This window comes from Clostridium sp. D5 (assembly GCF_000190355.1).
Taxonomy (GTDB): domain Bacteria; phylum Bacillota; class Clostridia; order Lachnospirales; family Lachnospiraceae; genus Faecalicatena; species Faecalicatena fissicatena_A.
Genome location: NZ_GL870809.1, coordinates 1,072,220 through 1,089,208, shown reverse-complemented (window position 1 = coordinate 1,089,208; position 16,989 = coordinate 1,072,220). Strand labels below are relative to the sequence as shown.

Below are 16,989 nucleotides of genomic sequence, written 5' to 3'. Positions count from 1 at the left end.
ACGTACACAAACGAAAAAACTCTGCATGCTGACTTAATCCTTGCCGGTATCACCCAGCTCATAACAGTTGTACTTGCTGATAAAATCAAACATCACGAATATATTCGCAGTTTAAAACCGCTAATTGCTTAGGACTTACCAACTTCAAAAGCTGTTAAGCTTATTAAAGTGCGTCAAAAATCTTTGAACATCACCCTCTATCTCTGAAATCGTGTAAAGCACGATTTCTACCTTGTTTTGAATCAAGATTGCGAACTTGTTTCGCAATTACCTAAAACTAAAAACAAAACCTGGCATACGGAACCGCTGTCTTTTGTACCACTATTTTACACCGCATTTTCTCCCCTGCCTTAAGAGTTTTTTCTATTACTGACAGGTGATACTCACCGGCAATATAAAAGACGCAGTATCCTGCTGCGTCCTCTGTCTGCACCCATTATGAAATGGATGCTTTCCAACAGATTACCGACACTGCCACTGTATGCTTACATACAAATAAAAAAATTGCCCAACAGTAAAAAATCGTACTATAACTAAGACAATTCCCACTCCATTTATTATTGCGTGTAATAACTGGCAGCAGCTCTAAGCAGGTATCCTGACTTACGCATTCACGACTCTCCCCTTCTCATACACTCTGTGTACAATGGTTATGGAAAGACTACACGCATACAGTAGCACGACTGTCAGGGATTCTCACCCTGTTCCCTCTCAGCCTGACGCCTGTACCCTATTGTACATAGCATCAGGAACTTAAAACCGGTAATTGTTTTTATTTATTTTTTATCAGTTTACCACAAATATTGACAAAAGATTGGAAATTATTTCAGGTCTTTATGTTCTTTTTTTAGATATCCTTTCCTCAATCCTTCTGAGCGCTTCTTTTTTTTGCCGGTAAAAATCGCTTCGGTCTTACGGAACAAATTCACCCTGCACATCGCTCCAGTTCTTTTCTGCATAGTCCAGGAGCGTCTCCGCCTGCTCCATAGACATTTCAGGGAAGAGCAAAAAGAGGCTGTGGGAGCCATATTTCTTCACAATCCTGTCTACATTTTTAATCCAGTCCTCAAATTCTCCGGAATATACTTTGATCCACAGGGATTTGCCCGCTCTTCTCACCTTGTCATATATCACATCCCACTCTTCCAGGGTCCCGTCCGGTCCCGCGTCACCGCTGGTCCACTGCAGCGCATCTATCTCCTCAATTTCCATAATTGCATCCAGATGCCGGATCGCATCCGGACCGTCCAGATGATACAATACCTGATCTGCTTTTTTTGCCTGCTCGCGCAGTGATTCCTGAATGAAATCCCGGAAGTTGGCGGGCGACATCATGGCCGAAAAATCACACTGCAGCTTCACGGTTCTTCCCGGCCCCCAGATCTGGAATACGGTATATGCATTTCCGCCGTCCCCATCGCTGATAATCTCATGGAAACGGTCATAATATTCATAATAGATATTCCCAATCTGCCGAATCCGTTCTTCCACCTCTTCCGGTTCGTCAATCAGATCATACAGCATATCCTCAGCACCCCGAAGAGACACGAGAACATCAATATTTTCCATCAGATCCGGCATATCTACCGGAAAATCATCTCCAACCAGTTCTCTGCATTTTTCCACCAGTTTGATGTGCTTTTTAAACCATTTATTCTCCGGGTCAAATTTAAATTCCGCAGCCTCCGTCAGATCATCCAGGCACGGTTCAAACCAGACCGTATCCTCTTTAAAGCCAATCTCTGATCCCAGATATGCCGCCAGTGAACCGGGGCCAAAATCAACATCCAGATTTGGAAAGCTCTCGCCCATGAACTCATGGGTCTCGCAGAACTGCCTGTATCTGGCAACAATCCGCTCCGCATCCTGATACTTGTCTTCCATGTCTTTCCACTTTAATTCTTCCGGCAGGTTATAATATTTTCCCTGACAGATTACGTCCATGCATCCCCCCTGCGCAGGTTTTCCATCCGAATACTTTTCGATCTCCGGTTTGCGGGCAATCACACACATAAGCGGCCTTCCGGTGTTTTGATGTTTCCAGTAATTTGTCCATTTTTCCCGGGCCTCTTCCCAGTTTTCTTTATACATCATGGTTCTGTTCCTCCTGTTTTGAACTATTTTATAGGCTTATCCATTTCTCCCGGGTATCCATATCTATGATCCTCAGGACAATGATATCTCCATGTATTCTCCCTGATATTCAACCACTCTTTCCGATTCAGGTGTGGTAACCCTGCACTTTCTTCGGCGTATGCTCTGGGGGAAATCATATTTCGCACTCCCAACCTTTAATTTCTTTCCCGCATCCTCCCATGTAACGGAAATCCTGTTGCATATGCCCTCCTCGTATCCATAGTCATCCCCGGCATCCTCATACAGAATAAATTCTGCGTCTTTCCCGGGATAAACCCGGAACTCGAAAGGTGCATCCGTCTCCTCACAGGCATATTGGAGCGATTCCTCCATCGGAATAACGGAACCCGCTTTTACAAACACCGGTATCCGGTCTATTTCAGCAGAAACAGCAATCCACTGGCCGCCATCCCACGTCCTGCCGGTATAAAAATCTACCCATGTCTCGCCTGCCGGAAGATAACATTTCCATGTTTTTTCTTCATCCAGCCGCCGGTTTCCCGGTCCATAGTACATTGGCTGTGTTACCGGGCAGATCAGCAGGCTTTCCCCAAACATAAACTGACTGTCCATGCCGGCGGCCGTCTTATCATCCGGGAAATCAAACAACAGGCTCCGCAGCATCGTGTAGTCCTCCATGCAGACCTTCCCTGCCAGGGAATAAATATATGGCATCAGCCGATACCGCAGACGGATTGTTTTTTCCAGCGCATCGTAGAACATCCCTCCCGGTTCCCCAAAATTCCATATTTCTCTGGGCGTGTCAGTTCCGTGGGAGCGGAACATGGGAAGAAATGCACCGTATTGAAACCATCTTACATATAACTCCCGGTAGCCCGAATCATGGATGCCTTCCTCAAAATCTCCCTGCCAGAACCATTTCATGGAGGGGTCCTGATTGCATCCGCAGCCCCTGTTTTCCCATTTTTCTTTCACAGTGAAAAAAGCTCCTATGTCCAAGGTCCAATATGGCATTCCGCTCAGACACATGTTCAGCCCCTCTGTAATCTGTTTCCTGAAATTTCCCCATGTAGCGCAGGTATCTCCCGACCACAGCATCGTTCCGTACTTTTGCGAGCCTGCATAACCGGAACGCGTCAGATTCAGTACACGTTTTTTAGGCGCAGCTTTTCTCTGATTTTCATAAATTCCTCTGGCATGTGCCACGGCATAAAGGTTTGCTCTGTCCGCACGCAGAAACTTCTTATGCTCGCTGCCTACCAGCTGGAACCTCTCCCATGGCTCCCGGAGGTACGCCCCGTTCCAGTCCGGACCGGAAAACGGCTCTGTTGAATCGCACCACCAGGAATCGAAACCTCCGGAAAACAGTTCTTCATCGGCCTGTTTCCAATACAGCTCTCTTGCCTTCTCATCGTAAGCATCGTAGGTTGCATAGTCATTGAGCAGAAATCCGTGCTCCTCCATTTCATCGCAGTCCCCGGTTCCCGAATTCATGTTGGGCCATACAGACACCATCGTATGTACGTTCATTTCGTGGAGCTGCTTATTCATCCCTTTCAAGTCGGGATAACGTTCTTTGTCTACCTTTTTATTTCCCCATTCTCCGTCCTTCCATGTATTCCAGTCCTGTACCACACAGTCCAGGCCAATCTTTCTCTTCCGGTACTCCCTCGCTGTATCAACCATTTCTTCCTGATTATGATATGCCTCTTTTGACTGTATATATCCGTAAGCCCATTTCGGCAGCATGACTGCTTTTCCTGTCAGCCTGCGGTATCCGGCTATTATCTCATCTGCCCTGTCCCCCGCAATAAAATAATAGTCCAGCTGTTCCACGGCATCCAGATACAGGTAAGAACCTCTGCTGTCATCGTTAAATGTCATCAGGCTGCCGCAGTCTGCCAATATTCCATATTTATGGTCTGATAAGAAAAACGGAATCGGAATTCTCATATTATGCTGATAGAGATACTGGACATTTTTCCGGTAATCATAGATGCCTTCCTCTCCCTGCCCCAGTCCGTGGATCTGCTCATCCGGATCCCACTGAAAATACAACTTGGCCCGGTATGCCATGTGGTCCACAGCAGGCTTCAGGTTTTCCACAAAATTTCTCTCGCCATCGACAGTCTGAACCCGCCGTATTACCGGCTTTTCATTTCCCGTGGAATAAACCATGAGAGGAGACTCTGCCAGCTCTTTTCCCTCTTCCCGCAGAAGAAGGCTTCCTGTCCTTTTTTCTATCCAGGTAAATCTTCCCGTCAGTTTTTCTACTTCTATGCACAGCCGGGCCGTGGATATACAGACAGCAGTCTCGGTTTCCTCTATGTCTAAATCCGCCTCCGGTTTTGCTTCAATTTCAAGAGGCGATACCGGGCATACCTCTTTTTTTGTATAGACACAGCGCACAATATTGCCGGCTATACCGTATAAAACCAGTTTCCCCTGATCCGTAAGCAGCTCTGCCGTTTTTTTATCCTGGCTGACTGTATATGATTTTATTCTCATCGTCCTTCACTCCTTTTCGTTTTCTTATACCAGCATCGTATTGCAGAGAACCCGCTATCCCTTGACGGCACCCGCAGTCTGTCCTCCTACGATATATTTCTGGCACACAAGGTACATGATGATAACCGGCAGACAGGTCAGCAGAATGTCCGCACATATCAGATTCCAGCTCTTCGCATACTGTCCGAAGAAATTATAAACCGCCAGCGTCATCGGCCATTTTTCCGAAGAATTCAGGAAATACAACGGCATTACAAACTCGTTCCACGTGTTAAGGAAACACAGTACAGCAGCTGTTACCATACTGGATTTCAGCATTGGCAGAATGATATTAAAGTACAGCCTGAACGGCCCGCACCCGTCAATTACTGCCGCTTCGTCGAGGTCAACCGGAACCTTGGATACAAAACCATAGATCAGGAATACCGTAAACGGAAGCTGAGTAGCCACATACAGAAGTATAATCCCGGGAACGCTGTTGTTGAGATGCGTAACCTGCATCACCTTCATCAATGCAACATAGTTAATGGGAATTACGATTCCCAGCACCATGTACATATAGACATGATTGCTTTTTTTGTCACTTCTTCTTGAAAATACATAGGCCGCCATAGACCCGAAAAGAACCGCTATGAAAGTTGCGCACCCTGCATAAAGCAGACTGTTCAGGAAACTTCTAACCAGTTTCCCCTTTTCAATCACCGTTGCAAAATTGGCAAATGTCCACTCCTTTGGAAGAGAAAGGGTCATCGTCAGTGCCTCCGCGTCCGGTTTAAATGCATTTATGACAATCAGTGCAAGAGGGATCAGCATAATAATTGAGATTGCCCATGCGAGGACATTTTTCAGGATATTAATGGCTGTTTTCTTTGTTTTATTATTCATTATTCCTGCACCTCGTCCTTCGTCAGAATTTTAATCATAAAGAATCCGATGATTACCATGAAGATAAACATAACGGAACTGATGGTTGTGCCTTCCGCATACAGTCCCTGTGAGAACTGTTTAAATACCGCAGTATACATAACCTCTGTGGTGTGTCCCGGCCCGCCGTTCGTCAATGCGTATACCATATCAAATACCTTCAGTCCATACAGTACGTTCAGTACAATCGTAACTGCGAGCGTCTGCCGCAGCATGGGCAGTGTTATATGTATAAATCGGTTCCATCCATTCGCCCCGTCAATACTGCAGGCTTCGTAATAGTCCTTTGGAATCGCGAGTATTCCGACGATCAGCATGGTCATGATGTAACCAGTTCCTCTCCAGATATCAACGGCCATAACCGACCAGAACGCAATCTTTGGATTAGTGAGCCACTGCTGTGTCAGGCTGTCCAGACCAATCGCTCTGAGTCCCTCGTTTAAGATCCCCATCTTGGGATTCAGGATAGATGTAAATACCAGGCCAATAATCAGGATCGACAACACAGACGGCATATACATAACTCCTCTGTGGAAGTTCTTTGCCTTAATATTTTTACTCAGTGCCAGCGCAAATAATAGTCCCAGGCCGGTTTTCGCCACAGTTGTTACAACCGTAAACAGCAGTGTATTAGTGATATACTTAAAATAATTCGTATCGGCACTGAATATTTTCCTGAAATTTTCAAGTCCCACAAAATGAATCTCTTTTGAGTAGGCCGACCAGTCCGTAAAGGAATACCCGATACCTATGATTCCCGGTATCACGCATAAGGCCGTATAGATAATCAGTGCGGCCGCCGCAAAATACCATGGATACAACTTTGATTTTTTCACTTTATTTCTCCTCCTGTCATGTCCTTTTTATTTATTTTATACAAACGCCTCCTGAATTCACATGCACACTTCAGGTCATTTTATGTGTTTTTTTAACCTCTCTGTGATTCTATATGTACAATATGCTATAATGATGGAACTACTAATAATTATAAATAAAGTCTGAGGAGTCTTACATGAAGCACAGATCAAAAAACATACAGAAAATTCTTTCTTCATACTTTCTACTTACGATGCTGGCTCTTCTGGTTCTGGCGACCATGATATTTTCCGTTGTCCAGTATCTGAACCTCCGCTCCAATACAGAGCGGGATATCCAGCGTACATGTGCGGCCATTGCTGCAGATATTGATCTGCAGATTAACCAGATGGACAATGTCTGCCTGAACACGATCCACTCCACTTTGATCAAGCAAACCTTTTCCGATTATTTTCACAGCCCGGATGCCGCTCCATATGAACAGAGCCAGCGCAGGAATACTCTTGCGAATGCCCTGACGGCAACGAAAGGGGTAGACACTTCCATTCGTCAGGTCAACCTGTACGGCTACGAGAAAGGGGCTTACGGCACCGGTAATCTTACGGGAATCCTTGACACTGCTGCCCCGGGACAGTCCTGGTATCTGAATGCTGTTGCATCAAACGGACGGCGTTATATCCCTGCCGCTTCACAGAACGCCCTGTTTTCAAAGGGGTCCGGCACAGATTCCGACAGATATTATCTTTCCCTGTACCGCATGTATTTTGATGAATTCCAGAATCCGGCCGGCTTCGTGGAAGTCATGAAGTACTATGATATTCTGTTCCAGCGCGCGTATTTCCCGGAGAGCGACTATGATATTGAGGTGGTAATTTACGATTCCGAGGGAAATGTTATCTTCCCGCTGGATACGTCCGATCTCTTTCCTTACTATTCTTATAAGAATTCTAATGGGAAAGAACTTTATAATACATCCAGGGACTGCCGCGAGTATGTATACTTTTCAGAAATGGATTATTGTGGATTCACTGCCGCTGCCGCGATCAAAAGCACGGAGTTCTTTGCTCCGGTATATCGTTCGCTGTCCTGGACGATATTTATCTTCCTTCTGGTACTGCTGCTGTGCCTTCTTTTCGCCGCCGTTCTGTCAAGGAAGTTAAGCGCTCCGTTGAAAAAGATCTATCACTTCCTTTCCTGCATTGATCCTAAGGATCAGTTCCGGGAGATAGAAATGGAAGACTCCGGGATCATTGAAATAGATAAGCTGCGTAATTCTCTGAATGAGGCGCTTCGTTCACAGAAAAATGCGACCAATACCATGCTGGTATTAAAAGAACAGGAACTGCAGGCACAGATGCTCGCGCTCCAGGCACAGATGAATCCGCATTTTCTCTACAATTCACTTACCACCATAGGCGCCATGGCGGAAGACGGGCTGACCGGGCCTGTCTCACAGATGTGCCAGGATATCACCTCAATCCTCCGCTATATTTCTTCAAATAAGGAGCAGGTATCCTCTCTGGAGGAGGAACTGGAGCACTGTGATTTATATTTAAAATGTATGAAGCTGCGTTTTGGCGATTCTCTGCAGTATGAGTTCGACGTGGATGACGATATGCTGGACCTTCCCGTCCCCAAGCTCTGTATCCAGCTGCTTGTAGAAAACGCAGTAAAATTTACTGCCAGCATCTCTCCGCCGTGGCATATTGTTATTTCGGGCCATATGGATCAAAACTGCTGGTACGTCGAAGTCAAAGATAACGGTCCGGGCTTTGGGGATGAAATCACTGCCCACCTGAAGAACCAGATGGATGAGATACTGGAGAACGGCCTGCTGCCAAGCCTGGAACTGGACGGTATGGGTATCCTGAATATATTTATACGTTTTTATCTGATTTATGGAATCACATTTATATTCGATTTTGGTAATCTCCCGGATGGAGGAGCTGCCGTAAAAGTAGGAGGAAGATTTGATGACGAAACTAAAGCATTATAATGTTTTACTTGTGGAAGACGAGCAGCTTTTGATGCAGTCTCTGTCACGGCATATTGATGCCCTGGACGCCGGCTTTAAGGTAGTCTGTCAGGCTTCAAACGGACAAGAAGCTCTTGCCCTTTTAAAGAAGGAAAATATACACCTTGTTATGACGGATATACGGATGCCCGTCATGGACGGGCTTGCACTGGCCAGGAAAATCCACGAAAAATATCCTCATGTCCTGACCGTAATTCTGACAGGTTATGCAGATTTCGACTATGCTCGCGAAGCCCTGAAACAGGGAGTTTTTGACTATATGCTGAAGCCGGTCGTGCAGGAAGACCTGGAAAACACCCTCGGCCGTGTGCGCCTGCATCTGCAGAAATTTTTTGAGCTTCAGGAGGACCCTTCGCTTGTAGGAAGACATGCAGAGGAAATCGTTGAATACACCGTGCTTTATATGCGTGAGCATTACATGGATGATATTGATATCAGCTCGTTCTCCTCATCCATGGGGTTTACATCCGCATATCTCACAAAGATTTTTAACCGCTACAAGGGAGACACTCCGCTGAAATATCTGACTGATATCCGGATCCACGAGGCCCGGCAGCTTCTGACCGACACATCGCTGCCGATACGTGAAGTCGGAGAACGCGTAGGATATCCCGATCAGTTTCACTTTAGTAAAACCTTCCGGAAGCTTACCGGACTCAATCCCACGGCTTACCGCAAACAGGAACAGGAGAAAAAAACAGGAGGCACAAATTAATGTGCCTCCCTCTTTTTTCTTACTGTAACAGTTCAGACCTGTCTGAACTGCTACATCTTACTGCCATGCTTCATCACCTGCTGCACCAGCCTGTGTTGCTCTCCTCGAATCAATCTGTTTTAATACTTCCTCCGAAGTCATATCTCCAATAAACATAGAAACGATGTCCTGTCCAAGCTCTGTCCACTGGGGATTCAAATACTTAATCGAATCCTGGAATACGACACCTTTTTTCTCGAAAGAGTCCAGGAATTTCTGTGTAGCCTCGCTGTAGGCCGGCTCCTGTCCCGCTTCGTACGGAAGATTCTCCACTTTTGGCTCATTGTCGATCATATGCTGAATGCTGTCTTTTGTTGTTATGTATTCCAGATACTGCTTCGCCTCATCTATATGTTTCGATCCGGAGTATATGAATCTGGAAGGCCCGCATGGATGTTCATTCAATACATCATTGTCCAGTGTCGGAATCAGAAACATTCCAAAATCATCCTCTGTGTATGTACCGCCTGATGCCTCCACAATCTCCGCGATTGAGCCCGGTTTTGCTATGGTCATAGCGTATTCACCGCTGCCCATAATGGCCGGGAGGTCTGCATACTCATCGGATAAATAGTTGTCGCCGAAATATCCTTTTTGTGCCAGATCATTCAGCTGATCAAGCGCCTCTTTAAATTCCGGTACGTCTGCAAAGTTTACTTCATTATTATTAAGCTTGTCTACGATATCAGGCACAAGCTCTTCATACTTACCGCCGATCTCACAGAACCACATCACATGATGCCATCCATCTCCCACCGGTTCATATACCGGTGTAATACCTTTGTCCAGAAGCTTCCCGCATGCTTTTTCAAACTCTGCGAAGGTGGCAGGCTCTGTTACACCATTTTCTTCAAAGATGCTCTTATTGTATATCATATAATAATCTGTCGTTGTATCAAAATATGTTGCTCCGTACAGTGTACCTTCCGCAGATGTCTGTTCTTTTGCAAATTCATTGTAGTACTCCGCCCATGGCTCACCGGACAGATCAATGGCGTTTTCCGTAATATTATACTGGGAAAGAAGATCATAAGTGCCTGACTGCCCGCCGAAAATATCCGGGCCTTCCCCGCTGTTCAGCTTTGTCATCAGTAGATTATAATACTGATCAGATGGTACAATCTGATAGTCAACTTTGATTCCTGTCTCCTCCTCAAACTGTTTTCCAAGCTCCATTTCCGCATCATATATCCAGTCCTGGCTTGCCAGTATGGATATGGTAGTTCCTCCTCCTTTGCTCCCGCCGTTGTCTGCCGAAGTTTCCTTGGAGTCAGAGCCGCATCCTGCTAATGTACAGACTGCCATAGCTCCGCTCAGTAACACTGCTGCGATACGCTTTTTCATATCTGTTGCCCTCCCTTTGTTATTAAATACAGCTTTGCTGTTAATCCGCCCACAGGGTACATATTGTTCCTGCCCTCCAGGTATACATGAATTTTATCAGTAATATTATCCAATCTCCATGTATCTTTCCGCCATGTTTTTGTCATTTTTTAACTTGCTGTATTTTAACAATTAAAGATATCCGTCAAATTGCATAGTCTCCGTTTTTATCTTTCACTATTTTCACACTTATCTGTCATATTATCTGCCGATTCCTGCTGCAGATCGGTGTGCGCCAGGACGTTACATGGCCGGATTCCCGGCAATGTGCAATTGAATGATCTTTCCTATAATTAATTTAACGGATCGAAGGGAGTGAGTATTATTATAAGTTACGCTCCATTGTGGAAAACTCTGAAAGAGAAGGGCATCACACAATACAAACTAATAAATGATTGTCATTTTTCCAATGGGACACTGGATTCCCTAAGGAAAAACAAGAGCATTACCTTAAACACACTGCAGGACATCTGTAAAATGCTGAATTGTAATATCTGGGACGTCGTCGAATTCACAGATATTGATAAGGATAACTAATCATGGTTCTACCTTTTTTATTTTAGCAAAATTTGATATTCGTGTCCAGCAGGTCAAAACAGACTTTTCGATGGGAACATACTCCCACTCGGAAGTCTTTGTTTTTATGCAATAAAACAGCGGGTTCCGACTTTCCGTGCTGTTTAAGATTATGGACTGGTTCGATCAGCTGGCCGTGGACCCCCATTTCCCCGTCTCCAGAAAACCTTCGACCATCTTCTCAGCACCGGCTGTGATATCCGGATCATACCCGAGAATTTCCAGCAGCCGGATTGCATTTCTGGAATTAGATCGTCCTTCATAGAGCAGATAGTCAAAGACAACCTCCTGCTCAAGAACCTGCTCCTGGAAATGATAATTCCCGTACTGCTCTTCCAGCAGATAGGTCAGCTCAATATCATGAGTCGCTGCAAAACAAAGTATGCCGCGCTCGCTGAATTTCTTCAGCACCTGCGCGGAAGCGGCAATTCTTTCGACTGTGTTGGTACCTCTGAGTACTTCATCCACGAAGCAAAGAACCGTCTCTTCTCCCTCCCAGTCAAAGATTCTTTTCAGGGCCCGGATCTCCGCGATGTAATAGCTCTCTCCATTATACAGATTGTCCCGCAGGGCCATGGATGAAAATACACGGAACCAGCGCCCGTGTACTGCCTGGCGGAACAGGTATGGATCGACTGCCCCAGTACCACATTTAAGGCAATCGTCTTCAGGAATGTAGACTTTCCTGATGCATTGGAACCTGTAATCAGAATTCCCCGCTCTGCCCTGACAGAATTGGGAACCGGTTCGGATAATTCCGGGTGATATGCATCCACGATTTCCAGCACAGGCTCTTCTGTAAATTCAGGAGTACAGTAATACGGCAGCGACTCCCTCAGAGAACCGATGGATATCAGACTCTCCAGAAAGCCCATGGTGCTTATGATATCTTCCACCACATCTATGGATTTTTCCAGCCTCTTCATACATTTGTAAAACTGAATGCAGTCTATATGAGAAATCATCCGGATATAATCCAGCACGATTTCCGTTAAAGACTGGCTGTCCGCATTTGCCGACTTGATAAAAGCCATATTTCCGATCTGCTTTTTCAGTTTCTTATAATTCTGCTCCAGCCGCTTCTGATATGCTTCACTGCAGACCAGCTTTTTCTTCACGATTTTCCCTGCGCCCTCCTCCAGCTTCAGAAAGAGATGAAGCGCCTGTATAGAAGCGTCCAGTTTCCTCCTCTGGGACATATACACCGCAATATTTACACCCATACAGAGAATTAGAAAGCCGATGCCTGCTGCCGGTGCTGCGATTACGCATATGACTGCCGCGATCAGAAGCAGCAGTGCCGCATAATGCTGAACCGGAACAGTCTTGCTGAGATCAATACTGTTCATGATATAGGAGTATGCGGAATAATTATGGTTCTTACCAATCCTGGCAAATTCCATCTGCATCTCAAGACGCTCCTTCTCATGAGTTTGGTAGTATCTGATCATCTCCTCCTGTTCCTCACAGGATACAGGCCCTTCCGCCGGAATATGCATCAGATAATACAGATAATCCTCGCCGGCAAAAGACCATGTATGATTAATCTTCATAAATACAGAATCCAGACCCAGATCGTTCCAGGTGATATCGTCCACCATGGTGTCTTTCGCCTCCGTATAGGCACCAATCACTGAAAGAACTTCGTCCGAATATTCAATTTCTCTGTCGCGCCCATAATAATAGAGCATTCTCCGCTTCATTTTGCGCAGCCTTCTTTTCTGGTCAAAGAAAGAAATCAGGCCGAATATAACAAGAAGCCCGACAATCAGCAGTGCGACAAATATATTTTCATTCATATAGACTCCTCGCCGAAGGCGGCTTTAAATGAGCCGGCCATATCGAAAAGGCGGTACACTGTAATAAGTGTACCGCCCCTTTTATAACCTGCGGCTCCCCGTGGGAAAACCGTCCTTCTTATTCCTCTCCGTAAAGAGTAACCAGTTTCTTCAGGTAAGCATATCTTTCCATAGCTTCTTTCTCATTCAGAGCGAAGAGTTTAGCAGCTTTTTCCGGATTCGCTCTCTTCAGGGCATTGTAACGAACTTCTCCGTCAAGGAATGCCTGATATTCTTCCTGTTTTGGTTCTTTGCTGTCGAGTGTGAACTTCGCACCCTCAGCTTCAGGATTGAATCTGAAGTTATTCCAGTATCCGCATTCTACTGCCATCTGCTCCTCAGTCTGAGCTTTGCTCATACCTTTCTTGATACCATGGTTGATACATGGAGCGTAAGCGATGATGAGTGACGGTCCCGGATAAGCCTCTGCCTCTGCAATTGCTTTTACTGTCTGGTTGTAGTCAGCACCCATAGCAATCTGTGCTACGTATACATAACCATAGCTCATAGCGATTCCTGCAAGGTCTTTCTTCTTTGTTTCTTTTCCGCCTGCTGCGAACTGTGCTGTAGCACCTGTCTTTGTAGCCTTTGAAGACTGTCCGCCTGTGTTGGAGTAAACTTCTGTATCGAATACCATGATATTGATGTCTTTTCCACTTGCTAATACGTGGTCAACACCGCCGAATCCGATATCGTAAGCCCATCCGTCACCACCGAAGATCCACTGGGATTTCTTAGCGAGGAAGTCTTTGTGTTTCAGCAGTTCTGCCTTGTCTGCGCAGTCACAGTCACATGCCTCTACTGCTGCAACAAGCTTGTCTGTAGCTGTTCCGTTTGTAGCGCCGCTTGCAAATGTATCCAGGTATTCCTGTGCAGCTGCTTTAACGTCTGCATTTTCTGCGTTCTCAGCGAAGTTCTCTACGATGCCTTTCATTCTCTCTCTGATTGTGTTCTGAGCGAGCAGCATACCATATCCGAACTCTGCGTTATCTTCGAACAGAGAGTTGCACCATGCCGGTCCTTTTCCCTCTGGTGTTACTGTATATGGTGTAGACGGTGAAGAGTTACCCCAGATAGAGGAGCATCCTGTTGCGTTTGCAATATACATTCTGTCACCGAATAACTGTGTGATTAACTTAGCGTAAGGTGTCTCACCACATCCTGCACAAGCTCCTGAGAATTCAAGAAGAGGCTGTTTGAACTGGCTTCCCTTAACAGTTGTTTCTTTGAACTTTGTAACAACCTCTGGTTTTACAGGAATCTCTGTACCAAAATCGAAGTATTCCTGAATTCCTGCATTTGCTTCCATGTTCTCCATAACAAGTGCTTTTTCACCCTTCTTACCTGGGCAGACATTCGCACAAGATCCGCATCCTGTACAGTCATATGCTGATACAGTTATTGTAAACTTCATACCAGGCATTCCGACCATATCGATTGTCTTAAGTCCTTCCGGAGCTTTTGCCATCTCTTCTTCAGTCAGGGCAACCGGACGGATAACTGCATGCGGGCAAACATATGCACAGCGGTTACACTGAATACAGTTCTCAGGCTTCCACATCGGAATATCAACTGCGATACCACGTTTTTCGTATGCAGAAGAACCTGACGGTGTAGAACCATCTACATATTCATTGAATGCAGATACCGGAAGTGAGTTACCTTCCTGAGCATTTACTTTGGCCTGGATATTCTTAACGAAATCAACAACGTCTTTCTTACCGTTCTCATCAACATGAGGAGTTGTCAGACCTTCATCATCCGCATCTTTCCAGCTGTCCGGTACTGTGATCTCTACAACCTGCTTAGCACCTGCATCGATTGCATCGTAGTTCATCTGTACAATCTTGTCACCTTTTCTTCCGTAAGTAGCTTTCGCTGCTTTCTTCATAAGGTCGATTGCTTCTTCTTCCGGAATGATTGCTGCAAGTTTGAAGAATGCAGACTGAAGTACTGTATTGATACGTCCGCCGAGTCCGATCTCTTTACCAATCTTGATACCATCGATTGTATAGAACTTAATGCCGTGATTTGCAATAAATGCTTTTACCTGTCCCGGTAAGTGTTTGTCAAGTCCTTCTGCATCCCATGGGCAGTTCAGCAGGAATGTTCCTCCGTCAACCAGCTCCTGAACCATGTTATATTTGTCAATATAAGATGGGTTGTGGCATGCTACAAAGTTAGCCTGTTTGATCAGGTATGTGGACTTGATTGGCTTCTTACCAAAACGTAAGTGTGACATTGTTACACCGCCGGACTTCTTTGAGTCATAGTCAAAGTAAGCCTGAGCGTACATATCTGTGTTGTCACCGATGATCTTGATGGAGTTCTTGTTGGCACCTACAGTACCATCTGCTCCAAGACCCCAGAACTTACAGTTGATCGTTCCTTCCGGAGTGGTTACAAGCGGAGCGCCTGCATCCAGGGACAGATTTGTCACATCATCTTCGATACCGATTGTGAATTTCTGTTTTTCTGTGTTGTTGAATACAGCTACGATCTGAGCTGGTGTTGTATCTTTGGAACCTAATCCGTAACGTCCTGACAGTACAGGTACTGCATCAAACTTCGTTCCTTTGAGTGCAGCAACAACGTCCAGGTATAATGGCTCTCCAAGAGATCCTGGTTCTTTTGTTCTGTCAAGTACAGAAATTGTCTTAACAGTCTCAGGAATTGCATTGATCAGCGCTTCTGCGCAGAATGGTCTGTAAAGACGAACTTTTACAACACCAACTTTTTCGCCTGCTGCAAGCAGGTAATCAATTGTCTCTTCGATTGTATCACAAGCAGAACCCATAGCTACGATAACGCGCTCTGCATCTTCTGCTCCATAGTAGTTGAACAGTTTATAATCTGTGCCGATCTTGGCATTCACTTTGTCCATGTAATTCTGAACGATTCCCGGAAGAGCATCATAATATGGGTTACATGCTTCTCTAGCCTGGAAGAAGATATCAGGATTCTGAGCGGAACCTCTATGGCATGGGTGGTTTGGATTCAGTGCGTGTGCACGGAATTCATCGATAGCGTCCATGTTTACCATATCTTTCAGGTCTTCATAATCCCAGGCCTGGATCTTCTGGATCTCGTGGGATGTTCTGAATCCGTCAAAGAAGTTGATAAACGGAATCTTTCCTTCGAGTGCTGCACAGTGTGCAACTGCTGTCAGGTCCATAACTTCCTGAACGCTTCCTTCGCAGAGCATAGCAGCTCCGGTCTGGCGACAGGCATATACGTCGGAGTGATCACCGAAGATTGACAGTGCATGGCTTGCGATTGCACGTGCTGATACGTTGAATACACCTGGTAATAATTCTCCGGCTACTTTATATAAGTTAGGGATCATTAAGAGTAATCCCTGAGATGCTGTAAATGTGGTTGTCAAAGCTCCTGCTGCTAATGAACCATGTACGGCTCCGGCTGCACCCGCTTCAGACTGCATCTCTGTTACCTGAACAGTTTGTCCGAAAATGTTTTCTCTGCCCTCAGTAGCCCACTCGTCGATATGTTCTGGCATAACAGATGATGGGGTGATTGGGTAGATTGCTGCAACTTCCGTATACGCATAGGAAACGTGAGCTGCCGCCTGGTTACCATCCATGGTCTTCATTTTTCTTGCCATTTCTTGTTCCTCCTTAAAATTACATTGTAAAAGTTTATTTTTTCACATGTGTTTCCATTATATCGCCTAAAGCGGCAAAAGTCTAGTCGGGGCACCCCATTTTTTGTTTATTTTTGAATACAAGAAGGGGGGAATTGGGCTTTTTTTGCGAAGGGGGGACGCGAATGACAAGGCGAGTCCGGTGGGGGACGGGGCAATGTCTGCTGGTGAAATGTCCTGACACTTCGCGAAGAAGCTGTAGAAGAAAGCGGAAGTAAAATGGAGGTACATGCCGCATTTGGCCCGAATGCCGATGCATTCGCGCCGCAGGCGGCATCAAAATTTGCCTGGTAAGGCAAATTTTGCCCTCCATTTTACTTCCGCTTTCTTCAACAGCTTCTAACGCTTGCTTTATGGACTTTTCACCAGCAGACATTGCCCCGTCCCCCACCGGACT

General features: G+C 45.6%; 12 protein-coding genes and 1 riboswitch. Of the genes, 3 read left to right on the top strand and 9 right to left on the bottom strand.

Annotated elements, in window-relative coordinates; genetic code table 11:
- Positions 1 to 570: 570 nt before the first annotated feature.
- Positions 571 to 772, bottom strand: a riboswitch (cobalamin riboswitch).
- A 140-nt stretch (positions 773 to 912) separates the two neighbouring features.
- The 4 genes from HMPREF0240_RS04635 to HMPREF0240_RS04620 all read right to left on the bottom strand — a co-directional run bounded on the left by HMPREF0240_RS04635 (position 913) and on the right by HMPREF0240_RS04620 (position 6,365).
- Positions 913 to 2,094: a trimethylamine corrinoid protein 2 (TCP 2) gene (locus HMPREF0240_RS04635; protein ID WP_009002287.1), complete on the bottom strand. Its 1,182-nt coding sequence runs from the start codon at positions 2,092 to 2,094 to the stop codon at positions 913 to 915.
- Positions 2,095 to 2,166: 72 nt separating this feature from the next.
- Positions 2,167 to 4,605 carry a TIM-barrel domain-containing protein gene (locus HMPREF0240_RS04630; protein WP_009002286.1) on the bottom strand — a complete coding sequence of 813 codons (2,439 nt, stop codon included), beginning with the start codon at positions 4,603 to 4,605 and terminating at the stop codon, positions 2,167 to 2,169.
- A gap of 54 nt (positions 4,606 to 4,659) precedes the next feature.
- Positions 4,660 to 5,490, bottom strand: a complete 831-nt coding sequence (locus HMPREF0240_RS04625) for a carbohydrate ABC transporter permease (RefSeq protein ID WP_009002285.1) — start codon at positions 5,488 to 5,490, stop codon at positions 4,660 to 4,662.
- Entirely contained in the window at positions 5,490 to 6,365 is an 876-nt protein-coding gene (locus HMPREF0240_RS04620) for a sugar ABC transporter permease (RefSeq protein WP_009002284.1), read from the bottom strand. Before HMPREF0240_RS04620 ends, HMPREF0240_RS04625 begins: the two co-directional genes overlap by 1 nt.
- A 176-nt stretch (positions 6,366 to 6,541) precedes the next feature.
- Here HMPREF0240_RS04620 and HMPREF0240_RS04615 point away from each other — a divergent pair, with 176 nt between their 5' ends.
- Together HMPREF0240_RS04615 and HMPREF0240_RS04610 are read left to right on the top strand one after the other, a co-directional pair.
- Positions 6,542 to 8,341, top strand: coding sequence for a histidine kinase (locus tag HMPREF0240_RS04615; protein WP_009002283.1), 1,800 nt, complete (start codon positions 6,542 to 6,544; stop codon positions 8,339 to 8,341).
- Positions 8,319 to 9,095 (top strand): response regulator, encoded by a 777-nt coding sequence (locus tag HMPREF0240_RS04610; protein WP_009002282.1) that lies wholly within the window; start codon positions 8,319 to 8,321, stop codon positions 9,093 to 9,095. Before HMPREF0240_RS04615 ends, HMPREF0240_RS04610 begins: the two co-directional genes overlap by 23 nt.
- Before the next feature lie 57 nt (positions 9,096 to 9,152).
- Here HMPREF0240_RS04610 and HMPREF0240_RS04605 read toward each other — a convergent pair whose 3' ends face one another.
- On the bottom strand, positions 9,153 to 10,478 hold the full coding sequence (locus tag HMPREF0240_RS04605; RefSeq protein WP_009002281.1) for an ABC transporter substrate-binding protein: 1,326 nt from the start codon (positions 10,476 to 10,478) through the stop codon (positions 9,153 to 9,155).
- Positions 10,479 to 10,832: 354 nt separating this feature from the next.
- Between HMPREF0240_RS04605 and HMPREF0240_RS23755 the strand changes: the two genes are divergently transcribed.
- Positions 10,833 to 11,054 carry a helix-turn-helix transcriptional regulator gene (locus HMPREF0240_RS23755; RefSeq protein ID WP_009002280.1) on the top strand — a complete coding sequence of 74 codons (222 nt, stop codon included), beginning with the start codon at positions 10,833 to 10,835 and terminating at the stop codon, positions 11,052 to 11,054.
- A gap of 165 nt (positions 11,055 to 11,219) precedes the next feature.
- Here the strand turns inward: HMPREF0240_RS23755 and HMPREF0240_RS23300 are convergent, their stop codons facing one another.
- From HMPREF0240_RS23300 to HMPREF0240_RS24780, 4 genes are all read right to left on the bottom strand, one after another.
- On the bottom strand, positions 11,220 to 11,669 hold the full coding sequence (locus HMPREF0240_RS23300; RefSeq protein ID WP_083806115.1) for a hypothetical protein: 450 nt from the start codon (positions 11,667 to 11,669) through the stop codon (positions 11,220 to 11,222).
- Entirely contained in the window at positions 11,606 to 12,892 is a 1,287-nt protein-coding gene (locus tag HMPREF0240_RS24240) for a hypothetical protein (RefSeq protein WP_050794477.1), read from the bottom strand. The genes HMPREF0240_RS23300 and HMPREF0240_RS24240 overlap by 64 nt, the downstream gene beginning before the upstream one ends.
- 118 nt (positions 12,893 to 13,010) lie before the next feature.
- Positions 13,011 to 16,553 carry a pyruvate:ferredoxin (flavodoxin) oxidoreductase gene (nifJ, locus tag HMPREF0240_RS04595; protein ID WP_009002279.1) on the bottom strand — a complete coding sequence of 1,181 codons (3,543 nt, stop codon included), beginning with the start codon at positions 16,551 to 16,553 and terminating at the stop codon, positions 13,011 to 13,013.
- Between the two features lie 82 nt (positions 16,554 to 16,635).
- Positions 16,636 to 16,989, bottom strand: a 354-nt coding sequence (locus HMPREF0240_RS24780) for a hypothetical protein (RefSeq protein WP_207636753.1), incomplete at its 5' end; no start/stop codon positions are given.

Bases quoted from the DNA above. Each gene is read 5' to 3' on its own strand.
- HMPREF0240_RS04625 (WP_009002285.1), bottom strand. From the start codon at position 5,490: ATGAATAATAAAACAAAGAAAACAGCCATTAATATCCTGAAAAATGTC.
- nifJ (WP_009002279.1), bottom strand. From the start codon at position 16,553: ATGGCAAGAAAAATGAAGACCATGGATGGTAACCAGGCGGCAGCTCAC.
- HMPREF0240_RS23300 (WP_083806115.1), bottom strand. From the start codon at position 11,669: ATGGCCCTGCGGGACAATCTGTATAATGGAGAGAGCTATTACATCGCG.
- HMPREF0240_RS24240 (WP_050794477.1), bottom strand. From the start codon at position 12,892: ATGAATGAAAATATATTTGTCGCACTGCTGATTGTCGGGCTTCTTGTT.
- HMPREF0240_RS04615 (WP_009002283.1), top strand. From the start codon at position 6,542: ATGAAGCACAGATCAAAAAACATACAGAAAATTCTTTCTTCATACTTT.
- HMPREF0240_RS04630 (WP_009002286.1), bottom strand. From the start codon at position 4,605: ATGAGAATAAAATCATATACAGTCAGCCAGGATAAAAAAACGGCAGAG.
- HMPREF0240_RS04605 (WP_009002281.1), bottom strand. From the start codon at position 10,478: ATGAAAAAGCGTATCGCAGCAGTGTTACTGAGCGGAGCTATGGCAGTC.
- HMPREF0240_RS04610 (WP_009002282.1), top strand. From the start codon at position 8,319: ATGACGAAACTAAAGCATTATAATGTTTTACTTGTGGAAGACGAGCAG.
- HMPREF0240_RS04635 (WP_009002287.1), bottom strand. From the start codon at position 2,094: ATGATGTATAAAGAAAACTGGGAAGAGGCCCGGGAAAAATGGACAAAT.